The 13582-nt window shown below is 53.9% G+C and carries 11 protein-coding genes; 2 read left to right on the top strand and 9 right to left on the bottom strand.

Annotation, left to right across the window (positions count from 1 at the left end; all coding sequences use genetic code 11):
• Positions 1-3: 3 nt before the first annotated feature.
• Positions 4-3177 (bottom strand): AsmA family protein, encoded by a 3174-nt coding sequence (locus BM040_RS16055; protein WP_092103632.1) that lies wholly within the window; start codon positions 3175-3177, stop codon positions 4-6.
• Positions 3178-3473: 296 nt separating this feature from the next.
• Between BM040_RS16055 and BM040_RS16050 the strand changes: the two genes are divergently transcribed.
• On the top strand, positions 3474-3806 hold the full coding sequence (locus BM040_RS16050; protein WP_092103630.1) for a hypothetical protein: 333 nt from the start codon (positions 3474-3476) through the stop codon (positions 3804-3806).
• A gap of 78 nt (positions 3807-3884) precedes the next feature.
• Here BM040_RS16050 and dacB read toward each other — a convergent pair whose 3' ends face one another.
• Positions 3885-5279 (bottom strand): D-alanyl-D-alanine carboxypeptidase/D-alanyl-D-alanine endopeptidase, encoded by a 1395-nt coding sequence (dacB, locus tag BM040_RS16045; RefSeq protein WP_092103628.1) that lies wholly within the window; start codon positions 5277-5279, stop codon positions 3885-3887.
• Positions 5280-5366: 87 nt separating this feature from the next.
• Here dacB and BM040_RS16040 point away from each other — a divergent pair, with 87 nt between their 5' ends.
• On the top strand, positions 5367-5813 hold the full coding sequence (locus BM040_RS16040; protein WP_092103626.1) for a hypothetical protein: 447 nt from the start codon (positions 5367-5369) through the stop codon (positions 5811-5813).
• Positions 5814-6268: 455 nt separating this feature from the next.
• Here BM040_RS16040 and BM040_RS16035 read toward each other — a convergent pair whose 3' ends face one another.
• The 7 genes from BM040_RS16035 to BM040_RS16005 all read right to left on the bottom strand — a co-directional run bounded on the left by BM040_RS16035 (position 6269) and on the right by BM040_RS16005 (position 13451).
• On the bottom strand, positions 6269-6952 hold the full coding sequence (locus BM040_RS16035; protein WP_092103624.1) for a hypothetical protein: 684 nt from the start codon (positions 6950-6952) through the stop codon (positions 6269-6271).
• A gap of 93 nt (positions 6953-7045) precedes the next feature.
• Positions 7046-7606: a DUF1543 domain-containing protein gene (locus tag BM040_RS16030; RefSeq protein WP_245756255.1), complete on the bottom strand. Its 561-nt coding sequence runs from the start codon at positions 7604-7606 to the stop codon at positions 7046-7048.
• 76 nt (positions 7607-7682) lie between these two features.
• The gene (locus tag BM040_RS16025) at positions 7683-8498 is read right to left on the bottom strand and encodes a DUF4097 family beta strand repeat-containing protein (protein ID WP_092103622.1); all 816 of its coding nucleotides are present in this window, start codon (positions 8496-8498) and stop codon (positions 7683-7685) included.
• Between the two features lie 43 nt (positions 8499-8541).
• Positions 8542-9411, bottom strand: a complete 870-nt coding sequence (locus BM040_RS16020; RefSeq protein WP_092103620.1) for a DUF4097 family beta strand repeat-containing protein — start codon at positions 9409-9411, stop codon at positions 8542-8544.
• A 6-nt stretch (positions 9412-9417) separates the two neighbouring features.
• On the bottom strand, positions 9418-10233 hold the full coding sequence (locus BM040_RS16015) for a HEAT repeat domain-containing protein (protein WP_092103618.1): 816 nt from the start codon (positions 10231-10233) through the stop codon (positions 9418-9420).
• Complete coding sequence (locus tag BM040_RS16010; RefSeq protein WP_092103616.1) at positions 10230-10796, bottom strand: RNA polymerase sigma factor; 567 nt, start codon at positions 10794-10796, stop codon at positions 10230-10232. The genes BM040_RS16015 and BM040_RS16010 overlap by 4 nt, the downstream gene beginning before the upstream one ends.
• Before the next feature lie 162 nt (positions 10797-10958).
• Positions 10959-13451, bottom strand: coding sequence for a TonB-dependent receptor (locus tag BM040_RS16005; RefSeq protein WP_092103614.1), 2493 nt, complete (start codon positions 13449-13451; stop codon positions 10959-10961).
• Positions 13452-13582 lie beyond the last annotated feature (131 nt).

Below are 13582 nucleotides of genomic sequence, written 5' to 3'. Positions count from 1 at the left end.
TAATTACTTGATTTCGGAGAAAGCGGTGTCTATCTGGTATTGCCGCAGCACGTCCAGAAACTCGTTGCGCAGCACCAGCGAGATGTCCTCCCTTTCTTTGCGGTTACTGAGCTTCACTTTATACTTTTCCTCTTCCCGCACCAGCAGCAGGTGCTGTTTGCTCTGGTTGTTATTTAAAGACAGTGAGTCTTCCTGTATTTTTTCGATGCGGCGCTCGTTGTTCCCGAACAGGATATCGAAAACATTCACATCCAGGCTCAGGTTGGCAGCGCCTTTCATCGTATAGGAACCCCGCAGGTCAAAGGCCGACAGGTTGTTGTTCAGACTGAAGCCGGGCGCGACGAACTTGTTTTTGTATAGCACAAAGTCAGCATCCACATCCTCAAAAAACAGGTGTCCGGTACGCTCCTTCCGCATAAAGCCGAGCGCCTCCTGTATGGGCTTTACATCGATCAGCTCCATATCGTGGAAAGTGGCCCTGGAGTAAGCCACCGTCTGGTCGAAGCCCGGCGTAAAGGTCTGGTCCAGTTTGGTGAAGACGGTCACATAGCAATTGGCCGTTCCTTTTATGTTCTGGCTACTCAGCACGTCCAGCTCCATTTGCTCGGCAAAGGCAAACAATTGCTCCAGGTCGATATCCTGCACCTGCGCCTTCAGCCGGACCGGAATAGTGTCGGTAGGCTCGTTGAGGTACATGACGCCACGCGAGTAAATTGTTCCTCCGAAAGCGTTCAGGTATAGTTCGTCCAGTTGCGCCTGCTCCCGGTTCATCCGGACATCAACGGCCAAGTTTGTCCCACTCAGATACTCATACTTCAGCTCCTGCGCTTTCACGTGCAATCCCAGGTCATACACCTTTTTTCTGAGCGCTTCTTTTTCATTTGCAGTAGGCGGTGTGTCGGGCTCCGGCTCATCAGGCGGAAGGAGTGTTTTAAGCGCTGCCATGTTCTGCATAAAGGCCTGCAGATCCAGAAAGCCATATTGCATGGTTACATCCAGGTAAGGCCTGACAGGTTTTGAATTGACAAGGTAAAAGCCGCCGTACGCGCTGGCAGCACCGCCCTTCGATGTGCGGAAGCGCATGTCCCGCATCATCACGTGGCCCTTGTTCTTATTCAGTTGCACGGAGAGGTCTTCCAGGTCTTCGGCCCCCGGCAGGTTTATCCGGCTGACGTGCAGGTTGATTTGCGCCTTTTGCAGAGGCAGTATGTACTCCAGCCCCTTGTCTTTTGATACAGCTGTTTTTTTAGAGCCTGCCGAGTTAGCCAGCGAATTTACCTGCTCCATACTTGTCAGGTCCAGCGAGTCGAGCCGGGCTGAGAGCTGCAGGTCGGCTGCATACAGCTGCCTGTTATCGTTGGGCACCGACACGTTTCCGGTAACCGCTACGCCTTGTGTTGTCAGGCCGATATTAGAGAGTGTAAGCCGGCGGCCATTGCTTCGCAGCCTGGCCCGCATGTTCTCGACAGATGTCTTCTGCAGGTCCAGTTGCTGACACGCCAGGCGCACGTTCACCCGCAGGAAGGCTGGAAGTATGGTGGTGGAGTTCTCTTCGGCAGCGGCAATTGCTGCACGAGGGGAACCGCCCCTACCCTCCTGCTTTAGTTTTATCCAATCCGTCTTCACCTGCTGCAGCATGACAGCCCCGTCCACCGAAACGGTGTTGTGCTGGCCCAACAAATAGTTCATCGCATCTTTCACAGAACCCTCCACCCTGAAGGGCTCCCCTCCCAGCTTGCCGCGCATCTGGTGCAGCCGCAGCTCATTGCCCGCCAGCCGGGCCTCGCCGTTTACCTCGGTGCACGGAACAGTCAGCTTTGCCGGCTGGAACCCCACCTCGTGCAGTCTGATTACGCCCTGCCATTTCAGATCCTGCGCCTGCTGGCGATCCTTGCTGGCGTGCAAGTTGCCCTTGATGGCCACGTTGCCGGCAAGCGTGCCCCGCGGCAACGATACGTAATCAGGAGGCAGCACCTCTGCCAGGCTGTCTAAAGTATAGCTTCCGCTGAGTTGGGCATCTATATAGGGTTTGGTAAAGTTGGTGATTTCGGCTTTTAGCTGCAGGCTATCCTTGCCGGTGCTGGCCGACAGGCGGTGCAGTGTAAAGGAGCTTGACTCAGGAGTATGCTGCGGGCCGTTGTCCAATTGTCCGGCCATCTGGATGTGCGACAGCGTGAAACGGGTGGTTGGCCAGTGCAGCCTGCCGTCTTCCAGATCAAAGTATAGCCTGTTGCGGGGGCGCTGTTTGGGGCCGGAACGACCGGCAATGTGGTAGTGCAATTTCACGCGGCCATCGCTCTCCACCTGCTTCAGCAACGGAATTGATCGTACTTCGGCCATCTGGTTCAGGAGAAAGAAAAACGGCTGCGTCCCTTTAAAATGGAGGTCCAGATCGGAGCCAAGGCCGGAGGCAGCCTTCTGGTGTGTGCCGGAGATCAGCACCTCGTTCCCGTTAAGAATGGCCCGGCTATCCTGTATCATGCCCTGCTTTTTCCGAAGGTCAAATGTATAAGAGGCATCGGCGGTGAACTCATTATCCCGGAACAGGTGCAGTTCCTTGCTGGAGATGTGGTTAATCCGGCCCTGCAGCTTTCCCTGAATTTCCAGGAGGCCATCTTTTACCTCTGCAGCCAGATCAGCATGGAGCAACCGCAGGGAAAAGGCGCTTTGCTTGAAGAAGTTCTCGCTAAGTACCTTAGCGTTTCGGATAACTACTTTCCGGATGCGCAGCGATAGCTCATCAGGGTCAGCATTTTCCTTGTTCTTCTTGCTGAATGAAAGACTGATTTTATTCCCCGCCGAGTCTACCCGCTGGTGAAAGGACACGCCATCCAGGTACACTTCACTCACCCGGATACCGCTGTAAGGAAGTTGCAGCATAGGTAGGAGCACCTCCACATGCTTGGCAGCCAGCACCTCCAGGTGCTCCGCGTGTGCAGTATCCACCAGAGCGATGTTGTGGAGGGAAACCGTCATAGATGGAAAGTTCTTCCAGCTGGAGATTTCCGTCTGGAAAGGTGACAGGGCCAGGCCCGTTTCGCTGGCAATTTTCGCCTTGAGGAAGGCATGTGCTTTTCCTTCGTAAAGCGGGGGTAGCAAAAGCAAGGCTGCCAGAACGGATACAACGATCAGTCCCAGGATCAGCAGGAAGAAATTAACAAAAGGGTGCCATCTCATAGCCTTCACACAACGGCTTCTATGGAAGAAAATCCCTCCATCAGCTTATCCTTAAACTCTTCTTTTTAAAGAAGGTTCTATGCACTGATTACACCTGATACGGTACATCATAAAGCAGGCTCCAACGTCCAAAATCCTCTGGGCATACTCCTGTTTTGGGCCTTTCTCTATGCAGTCTCCATACTTTTGTGCCGGCAGTATTTGTACGCTTTTCTTAACCTAAGCCTTCTTATCCGTCGTACAACTAAAACCCGAGTGGGTAGATGAACGATGTATAACTAAGAAGAAAACAGACTATGAGCAGCAACAATCGAAATATTTCAGAAGACCCGAATTCAAGAAAAGGGGAAGGTGTAAGCGGACTGGGTAAGGGTACCAAAACAGGCCCTGTGGCTGGCGGTGCCGACAATACGCGCGGCGAGAACAAAACGAGTCGCGAAGGCAGCAGTGGCGGCGCTAAAAAAGGCAAAGACACCCCGAACCAGAACAGCCCACAGGGCTCTAACGCTAACCCCAGCACCACCACGCGTGGGGCAGACAGCACGGATAAGGAGTTCAGAAACAACCAGCCCAACGCCAGCACGCTAAAGACACACAAAAGCAACGAGGACACCAAAAAGCGGGGCTAAGGCCTATTATACTTAAAACACCAGCGCCCCTGCAGTTAGCAGGGGCGCTGGCGTTTATACTTATACTTTGGCAAGCTCTTACTTCAGCTCATCCAGCACTTTATACATCTTTTTCACCAGCGCAGAGGCCGAGCCATTGTAGTTGTTGACGATAAAGGAGAAAACATACTCCTTACCGTCCGCGCTCTTGTGGTAGCCGCAGAAACCTTTTACGCCGCGAATGGTGCCGCTCTTCATCTTCATGCCGTTAAAGACAGGCAGCGAAGCATAGATGCCGTTATACCAGGGTTGCAACCTGGCGTGCTGCAGCAGCTGCACCTGCGCGTGCGTGGTCACCCGGTTCAGCGGCGAAAGGCCGGAGCCATCCACCATGCTCAGCTCTGTTTCCGGCAGGCCCCACTCTTTCCAGAAGGCACGAATTTCCTTCAAACCGTTGCTTGTCCGGCTGTCGGGGGTATGTTTGGCGGCGATGGTTTTCACGAGCGCCTCGCCATACAGATTTATACTTCGGCGGTTAAACCAATAAATGATGCTGTCCAGCGGCGGAGAGGTGATGGTGTGGAACACCGTGTAATCGTTATAAGGCAGAGCAAGATGATGCTCGGTAACGGACTTAGGCAGCTTAATCCCTACCGTCCGCAGCGTGTCAGAAAGGGTGGATACAAACTGGCGAGAAGCCGAAGGCATGGCCCCGGAGATTTTAAAGCTGCTTTCGTTTACCGGAATGGTGCCCCGGATGGTGGCCGCCGAAGTACTCAGCGGAAAGTAGATATAGGCATTGTCGCCAGTACCGGCCGCGGCCGCAGTAAGCTCAGAGTGCAGGGTATAGCCATTCAGCGCAGGCACCGTTTTAACGATGGCCACCGGGTCACCTATTTTTGCCCCTGATTGAAGTATGACATCATATTGGTTTTCGCGCCAGTTCAGCTTGGCCGGTCCCGCGCCGTAGTAGTTGGCAATGTCCTGCCACATCCAGCCGTCGGGCACTGTTTCGTCGTTCCAGCCCTCGTTAGCCACCAGCACACTCCCAAAGCTCTTTACTCCTGTTTTCTGCAACGCTCTGGTGAGTCCCTGCAGCACTTCGCCTTCCTTCGTCTCGGGCCAACGCCAGCTGCCCAGCGTAGGGTCGCCGCTCGGAAGTATAAGCAGTTCCGCCGGACCTTTCCCTTTACGGTAAGCAAACTTTGTTTCATACTTGAAGTCGGTGCCCAGCAGCTCATAAGCGCTGATGCTGGTAATGAGCTTCATGGTGGAGGCAGGCGCCAGGCCTATCCGGCTGTTCTTGTCGAAGATGACCTTGCCGGTTTTGGCGTCGGTGATGTAAAGCGAGGAGATGGCGTTCTGCAGCTGCGGGTCCTGCTCAAAGGCCTGGTAGGCCGCGGTCACTTTCTCCGGCACCGTCTGCGCCCAGGCAAAGGTATGGAGCAGTAACAAGGCCAGCGTCAGGGTGATTTTCTGGTTGAGGCGTTTCATAGCCAAAATTTAAGTATTTCAGCAGACTTATACTTGCTGGGGCAGAAAGATTCTTGATTTAGCTGGGTAATGGGCTAAATTGCAAGTATGGAATTTAAGATATATCAGTGTCTAGCCGACCTAAGTAAAAAACTCTACGCTGCTTCAAACGATCTTTCTGAGAACTATAGCGTCTGTTGGCAAAACTCATCTTACCTAACAGAGGCTATTGTTTCTGACATCCAATCTATAACAAATGAGGCTTGCTTTGTGACAAATGTGAGTTACTACTTGGAAGATACAACTTACAGGCAGGGCGCAAGTGGTTGCATACTAGAGATAAAGTTTAACCAAGGAGACGAATTTACAATAACTGCAGAATGCCTGATTGATTATGGCAAAGTTATGCTACGGGTAAAGCAAAGTTCTTCAGATAGTAAGTATAATGCAATTTCTGAGATGATAGAGGCAAAATATAGTTCTGAGTATAAAACTGAGTTAAGGGAGCTTGAAAAATTACTTCCAACAAGACTATCTGCAGCATCCAAAGAATAGCCTTTTGGTGCTCCTCCCAATGCCAAATATAAAGTATAAATGCACTTTTAAGTAAAGGTAGAAAGCACTGCCTGCCCAAATCTGATTGTTGGTCACTAGACACAACAACGGCAAGAGTTATAGTGGAAGAAGTTGAACCTTCGTTCCCGTTAACATTCTTGCCCTCGCTCGCCTCCGGCGAGTGTGGGCTATTAGGTGGCGTCCCGCCACGTTACCCTTCAAGTATAGCTATTCAACAAGTATAAAGTATAGACCAAGGCGGCCGGAGACCGGTAGATAACGCACACTCGCCAGAGGCGAGCGAGGGCAAAGAACTGCTTTCTCTCGCTCAGTTTATTGATATACCTAGTATAGAAGTATAAGGCCCTCCAAAAGTATAAACAAAAAAAGCGCCTCCGCCGAAGTATACTCCGGCAGAGGCGCTGTCTGATTAAGTATAAAAAGTTAATACAGGCTTACCAGTCCTGCCCGCTGTTGAAGCGGTTGTGTTCGGTATAGCTGCGGTTTCCTTCCCAGTCGCTGTCACGGTTGCCGCGGAGGCTGCGCATGCGGTCCCTGTCGCGGTTATCGTATTCCGTGGAGCCATAACCGGTGCCCCGGAAGTCATCATAGCTGCGGTCGTAGCCGGAACTGCGGTAGCCCTGGTAGCTGTCATCATAATGGCCCGGGTTGTTGCGGCGGCGATTAACGTCCCGTCTGCCCTCGTTGATGTAGCCGCCGTCGCTGCTGCGCCCGAAGCTGTCGCTGAAGCGCTGGTCGCGGTTCTGGTAGTGCCTGGAGTCTCCGTAGGCATCGTACTGGCGGCTCTCATCCCAGCCCCGGTCGTGCTGCGTAATGCGCGGCCCCTGCTGGCCCGACAGGCCATAGTAGGAATGCCCATAAGCAGATCCTCCGCCTTCGTAGCTGCCGCCTTCGCCGTAGCGGGTGCCATGGCTCATGTCGCCGTAGGCTCGTGCCGAGTGGGTGGTATATTCTCCGCGTCGGCGGTCATCGCGCTCATACATGCCGCTGCCATAGTTGCCTTCCGGGTTTCGGCGGGATAAACTGTTGCGGTTACCGGTCAGCGGGTTGCCATGCTCATCGAAATCAGCATAGTGGTTTTTGCGCTGGCGGTTGTCGTTTTCATAGTATCTGTCCATTGCGTCAGTCAGTTTAAGTTAAACACACTTCCCTTACTAACGCAGCTAACTTATACTTGTTCCCCTGGCTTGCCTTCGGTTTATACTTTGGCGCTACAGCTTGTGCAGCTGGAAATAGCCCAGGTGCAGCTCGTCTTCAGCTATACTTTGTGATGGGGTCACCTGTAGGCTATACTTCTCTTTCACGGCCTCAGGCAGAATGTCCTGCACCTCAAAAAGCTCATCCACATCCACGCCAAACTTGTCGTCGATGTGCGAGGTGGCTCCTTTGAAGCCGGTGTGTTTGTAGAAAGCTGTTTGCTTGGCCTGCTGCACCGCCCCGGCAGTATCGTTGGCCACAGCCAGCATTTTATAATGAAACTCATCGAACTCGCCGGGTTTGTAGCCACCCAGGTTGAGGAAGAACAGCTTTTCGGACGCTTCAGAGGCCTCTTCACGGGGCACTACTTCAATTGTGTAGCCGTTTACGTTGGTTACTTCGCGCCAGGCGTCCACGTGCATCTTGCCCTTGGCCTCTGGCCAGAAGGCCTTAATCTCCGGCACCAGGTCTTTCACGGTTTCGGCCACGCTGAAGAACATGTCGTGCTGCTCGGTGTTTCTGCCGGGGGGCCTGCAGCCCAGCATCAGCATAAAGAGTTTCGGTGTTTGCATCATGCAAGATAAAAAGAAGCAAGCTACCAACGTATAGCTTGCTTCTAAGGTATAATCTCAAAGTATAAACCGGGGTCGCTTACTTGCCCTTGCGGATGTAAATGTTGCCGTTCATACTTTTCACCATGATCTCGGCACCGCCTCCGTTTACCTTTCCGGTTACAAAATCCGCTGTACTGACCTGGTATACACCGCCTTCAGTTCGGGCGCCTTTTGCCTTGGTCTGCCTGGCCTCCTGCACCAGGTCAAAATCCGTGTATATCTCCCCGCGATCGGAGTTGAGTTTGGCGTTGAACTTGGAATTGGCGGGCAGGGTGATGTTCAGGTTTCCGTTCAGGGTAGAGAAAGCCATGGGCGCCTTATTATCCCACCGCAGGAAGTTGGCTTTGATGGCGCCGTTTACCGTATTGGCCAGCGCACTCCCGGACACGTTCTCCAGATTGATGGACCCGTTCACATTGTCGATTTCCAGGTTTCCGTTCACGTTGCGCACCATAATATCGCCGCGACTCACGCTGGAGAGTTTAAGGTTAAAGTTCTGGGGCACCTGTATCTCCAGGTTCACGTTTCTGTTCATCACCTCAGAGTTCACCTCCACGCGGTTGTTGTGCTCGGTCACAGTGAGGCCCATGCTGTTGTTGGCGATGCGCCTCAGCCCTCCTGTCTCCTCCTTGGCCTGCGCTTTAGACGCTCTTTCCTCCATGTTAGCGCGTATCACCACCTCCTTGCCTTTGGTGCCGGTTACCTGAATAGAACCGGAGAACAGGCTCACCTCCATCGTTCCGGTATCATTGGGGCGGGTAAGGGGCACGACGATTTCTTCCGTGTTGCCTCCCTGGGCAAAGGCGTGTGCGCACAGGGCCAGCAGGGTCAGTATAAAAAGACTGCGTTTCATTTTTGTTTGATTAGGATATGCAAGTATGATTTGGTCTATGGGCTTAGCCCCTTTTCTTCACGGTCGCTTTGCCGTTAAAGGTCTTCAGCTCGATGAGCGCGGCACCGGTACCTGTTTTATAGGAGGATGCCTTGCCCAGTTTGTAAGTGGTTTTGGAGCCGTCGGAGCTGCTTACTTTCTCTACCTTCGGAGCCAGCTTTTGCAGGTCCTCCAGGTCGGTGTAGAAGTCGCCGTTAAAGGAGCTGAAGCTGATGGTGGCTGAAAGCACTTTCTGGTAGAGCAGCTCGATGTCACCGTTGAGCGTCTCCAGCCTCGCCTGCTTTTTTGGGTTCTCGCGGTAACTCACCACCACGTTGCCGTTGATGGTTTTGGCATCCACCGCCGCCGCCACATTCTCCAGCAAAATCGGTCCGTTGATGTTGGAGGCCTGGATATAGTCTGCCGTCAGGTTGGTAATTTTGATGTCGCCGTTGTTGATGGTGATGACGGAGAGGTTAGTGTTTTGTGGCACCTTTACCGTGAAGTTGTGCGTGAAGCCATACTCCAGCTTCCGGTCGATGTTCACCCCGTTGCCTTTGTTGCCGGTGCGGTGAGACTGTATGTAAGGCGCTTTGAGGTAGCTGATGATGCTGTCGCCGCTCACGGCAAACTCCAGGCTCAGTTCCTTCGCTTTCTCCAGGCCATCTGCTGTTTTGGGTCGGATGATACGCTCCACCTCGAAGAGCACCTTGTCGCCCTTGTAGGTTTCCACGTGCACAAAGCCGTCGATGTTCTCGATTTTCACCACGTTGCCGGGGGCACTGCGGTTAAAGCGCAGCTCCCGCACAATCTTTTCGGTCTGGTTCTGGGCCAAGGCTCCTGCACTGCTGAGCAGCACCATTAAGAGCAGGAAAAGGGATGTTTTCTTTTCCATAGTTTCTTAGATGAGGACTTTTATACTTTCCTTGATTTTGGCTTTCACCAGTTCGTTCGTCTTCTCGTCCTGCAGCAACTGCCGGAGCTGTGGCACCGCGTTGCGCTCCTGCAGGGCCTGCATCAGGTCGGCCAGCGCCACCTGCACCATCGGCGACTCCTGCTGGTTGATGGAGAGAATCAGCCGCTCGCGCACCTGCGGGTTGTCGGTGTGTTTTTTCAGCGCCTCCACGGCAGCCAGGCGCACGTTCACGTTTGGGTCGTTGTTGAGAGAGTTAAACAACGCATCCAGCACCTTTGCATCCGCCCCTGGCATCTCGCTGGAGATGTTCACGGCCCTCAGGCGGTCTACCGCTGCTGGCTGCTCAATCAGCGTGGTGAAAAGCAGTTGCTTCATCTGGTTCAGCTCCGCGGCCAGTTGCTGGGTGTCGGTGGTTTGTGTCTGCTGCTGTCCGGGCGCAAAGGCAAGCCAGGCGGCGAAAAACCCAAAGGCAAACACAACCAATGTATAAGCCAGTCGCAGCGGGCTCAGCAGCGTCTGCAGGCCTCGCCACAGATCGCCCCAAGTATACTGCTGTTGCCTTGCCAGCCGCACTTCCGCCATTTTGGTTGCCAGCATGCTGTTAAACTTGGCCTGCAGCCCCGGACCCGGTTCCGGCTCGGGAAGCGCCTGCAGTCCTGAGAAAGCCGCCTGTAAGGCCTGCAGCTCCTCCTGCGGTACCTGCCCGGTCTGTACCAGCGCCTCCAGTTCCTGTCGCTGCGCCTCGCTCAGGTTACCCTCCAGGTAATCGAGCAGCAGCTCCTGATATCTTTCCGTGATCATATGTTTATTCCTTTCGCTTGTAGTTTTGTGAAGACCTCCCGCAGATCGTTTATCGCCCGTAAGACTTTTACTTTCACATTGGTTTCGGTACAGCCCTGCATGGTGGCGATGTCCTTATACTTAAGACCTTGCAGCTTCGTGAGCAGCAGCAGCTCCTTCTTCTCGTGGCTCAGGTGGTCGAGGGCCTGTTCCATAAGCTGCAGGTGCTCCTCTTTCTGCAGGGCCTCCTCCGGTGCTACCGCCAGCTCCGGTAACGTGTCCTGCTCGTCTAGGTCGGTGCTCACGCCGGCACGTTTGGTCTTTTTCAGATGATCGGCCAGCACGTTGCGGGCCAGGTGGTAGAGCCAGGTAGAGAACTTGCCATCGCCCCGGAACGTGTGCTTATACTTGAGCACCCGCTCAAACACATCCTGCACCAGGTCCTCGCTCAGGGCTGCGTTGCGCGTTATCCGGAAGTAGAAACCATACAAACTTTTGCCATACCTCTGGAAGAGCAGGCCCAGCTTGTCAAGGTTTCCCTCCTTAACCTGAAGCATCAGCGCATTATCTGTTAGTTGTTCCAAATGATCCGGTGTGGTTAGGTCTTCAATATAGGAAACTTCGATTTTGGGAAAGGTTACAGCCGCAACAGAAATATATTTCTCAGGCTGTACTGAGTGGGGTAAAAAACAGGCGGGACCCAGAGAGTCCCGTTTGCCTTTAGACTAAAAAACACAAATGCTATTTTATCCGCCGGTGCGGTTTAGTTCCTCAAGGTTGTTGCGCTTGCGCTCCTCCAGTTTCGCGCCTCTGCTAAACTTGTAGCGCAGGGTAAAGCCGATGTTGCGCTGCCGGAAATACTGGTCCCAATCGCTCACGTTGCCTTCGCCCACGTCGGCTGAGACGATCAGGTGCTGGGTATGGAAAATGTCGTTCGCATTCACGCTGACTTCCAGTTTTTCTTCCATAAAGCTCTTTTTGAGGCCCACATTCACCCACCAGCGGGGATCAATGCGGTAGAGCGCGTAGGCGGCCGGACCCTGGTAGGTGCCGTTTATCTCGGCTTTGAGCTTCCAAGGCAACAGGATAGTATGGTTGGACTGCAGCATGTAGTATACCTGGTCGTTGATGACCTGCTGTTTGTCCACCATGGTGTTGTACTCGTTGTAGGCGATCACCAGCGTGTTACTCGTGTCCCAGTTCTTCAGAATCTTTACAGGCACCACGGCCGTCATGCTCAGGTTTTTGGCATCATCCACGTTGCCGATAGTATAAATGGTGGTAGAGGTTTCCGCATCTATCAGGGCAATCTCCGATATCACGTCCTGCTGGTGCTGGTAGCTGAGCGCCAGGCTGTAGTTTTTCTTGTAGGTCTGCGTGATGCCGAAGGAGTGGGTGTACTGCGGCCGCAGGTTCGGGTTGCCGAGCCAGTACGTATAGGGGTCGCGGTAGGCGAAGAACGGATTGAGGAAGCCGTAGTTAGGGCGATAGATGCGGCGGCTGTAGTTGTAGTTCAGCTCGTAGTCCTCGTTCACTTTCTGCTTCAGAAAAAGGCTTGGGAACAGGTCCAGGTAACTGCGCTTCTTCTTGCTCCCCTTCATCGTCAGCGACTCCCCTTCCGACACGGTCTGCTCCGCCCGCAACCCGGCCTGCAGGCTGAAGCGCTCCCCGAGGTTGCTGTTCCAGTTCACATAGGCGGCGTAGATGTTCTCGTCATAAATAAAGTGGTTCGTACGCGCAAGGTCCGGCTGGGGCACATCGCCGTTGTTAAAAAAGAAACGGGAGTCGGCGTCTGAGGCCACGCTGCTGGCTTTCAGCCCCAGCTCCACCTTGCGGCCCCTGGAGAGGGCTTTCGTAAAGTCGGCTTTGGCGGAGATAATGTCGAAGCCGCTGGGCGTTTCGGTAAAGAGGAAATCCTGCGTGGCCGGGCCTCCGTCTGCCAGGTTGTGGAAGTAGTTATAGAAGTAGGCGTCCCCTCTGTTGCGAATCTTCACCAGGTCCAGATCGGCGCTGAGCTGCGTGCCCAGTGTGTCGAATTTCCCCAGGTAATGCACATTGCCGGTATAGTTGGTAAAGCGATTTTCCCGGAAGTTATCGGCATCAATAAACTGCGTCGGTTGCCCCGGCGCGTTGCCCAGGTAGGTTTCCGTCAGGAAGTCAGCGTTCAGCTTGTTGGTCATAAAGTAGCCCATCACCCCCACGCTGTGGCGCTCGTCTATACTATAGTCGGTGCCCAGGCGCACGGAGGGTGGCCCCTGTACCCGGAAGTCTTCGGTAGCCACCTGGTCGAAGTATACCGATTCCTCAGCTCCTTTAAACACACGGTCAAAGGTGGAATTACGTCCTCCCACGCGTCGGGCCGCATCCAGGTTCAGGAAAGTATTCCAGTTGCCGGTTTTGTGGTTGAGCGCCGCCCCACCCGAGTAGCCATACTGCTTGCCGTTGTAGGTAGCGCCCGCGTACACGCTGCCGTTCACGCCCTGTTGCGTGTTCTTTTTCAGGTTGATGTTCAGAATGCCGGAGGAACCCTGTGCATCGTACTTGGCCGAGGGGTTGGTAATGATTTCGATGTTGCGGATGTTCTCCGCCGGCATGCCCTCCAGCAAAGAGCGCAGGTCCTGTGCCGAGAGGTAGGTGAGCTTGCCGTCCAGCATCACCGTAACCCCGCTGCGGCCGTTCAGCTGGATGTTGCCTTCCTGGTCGATGAACACGCCGGGCGAGGTAGACAGTACATCGTAAGCCGTTCTGCCGGCGGCCAGTGCCGTACCCTCAATGCTGACCACCATGCGGTCGGCCTCCTGCGTGATAGTGGGCCGCAGCGCCTGCACCTGTACCTCCTTCAGGGTAGTGGCCCCGGACACAGCCAGTTTTACGTTGCCTACCGCCACTTGCGGCTTACCCGCTGTCAGGGTAACCTGCCGGATGGTTTTAGCCGCATACCCGATAAAGCTGAAGGTAAGATCATACTGCCCTAAGCTAAGCCCGGAAAGTATAAAGTTGCCTTTATCGTCGGTAAGCGTGCCATTCACGGCCTGCGTGGTGCCCTGCTGCAGCAGCGCGACGGTGGCATACTCCAGCGGTTTCCCGGTGAGTGAATCAACCAGGGTGCCGGAGATGGAGCCATTTGCCTGCGAAGTAGTTTTAGCAGGCTGCCGGCTGTTATCCTGCGCGCGAACGTCAGTACAAAAGCTGAGCAAAAGGCACAGTAAACCCGGCAAAAAGAGTTCTCTTTTTTTCATAGTTTCTTAGTTAGATATTTTAGGATGCCTGACCTCGCGGCGAAGGGTGTGTTCTTGGGCTAAAGACACAGGCAGGGAGCGATAGTTGCACCGCCACCAGACAAAATTTTCATTCACCCAAGCCCGGGCAG

Source organism: Pontibacter chinhatensis, assembly GCF_900113285.1.
Taxonomy (GTDB): Bacteria; Bacteroidota; Bacteroidia; order Cytophagales; family Hymenobacteraceae; genus Pontibacter; species Pontibacter chinhatensis.
The sequence above is the reverse complement of the archived record's forward strand: the minus strand, read 5'-3'. Positions and strand labels throughout refer to the sequence as shown.

Excerpts from the sequence above, each read along its gene's own strand:
- BM040_RS16040 (WP_092103626.1), top strand. The coding sequence starts at position 5,367 with ATGGAATTTAAGATATATCAGTGTCTAGCCGACCTAAGTAAAAAACTC.
- BM040_RS16020 (WP_092103620.1), bottom strand. The coding sequence starts at position 9,411 with ATGGAAAAGAAAACATCCCTTTTCCTGCTCTTAATGGTGCTGCTCAGC.
- BM040_RS16035 (WP_092103624.1), bottom strand. The coding sequence starts at position 6,952 with ATGGACAGATACTATGAAAACGACAACCGCCAGCGCAAAAACCACTAT.
- BM040_RS16030 (WP_245756255.1), bottom strand. The coding sequence starts at position 7,606 with ATGATGCAAACACCGAAACTCTTTATGCTGATGCTGGGCTGCAGGCCC.
- BM040_RS16055 (WP_092103632.1), bottom strand. The coding sequence starts at position 3,177 with ATGAGATGGCACCCTTTTGTTAATTTCTTCCTGCTGATCCTGGGACTG.
- dacB (WP_092103628.1), bottom strand. The coding sequence starts at position 5,279 with ATGAAACGCCTCAACCAGAAAATCACCCTGACGCTGGCCTTGTTACTG.
- BM040_RS16005 (WP_092103614.1), bottom strand. The coding sequence starts at position 13,451 with ATGAAAAAAAGAGAACTCTTTTTGCCGGGTTTACTGTGCCTTTTGCTC.
- BM040_RS16015 (WP_092103618.1), bottom strand. The coding sequence starts at position 10,233 with ATGATCACGGAAAGATATCAGGAGCTGCTGCTCGATTACCTGGAGGGT.
- BM040_RS16050 (WP_092103630.1), top strand. The coding sequence starts at position 3,474 with ATGAGCAGCAACAATCGAAATATTTCAGAAGACCCGAATTCAAGAAAA.
- BM040_RS16025 (WP_092103622.1), bottom strand. The coding sequence starts at position 8,498 with ATGAAACGCAGTCTTTTTATACTGACCCTGCTGGCCCTGTGCGCACAC.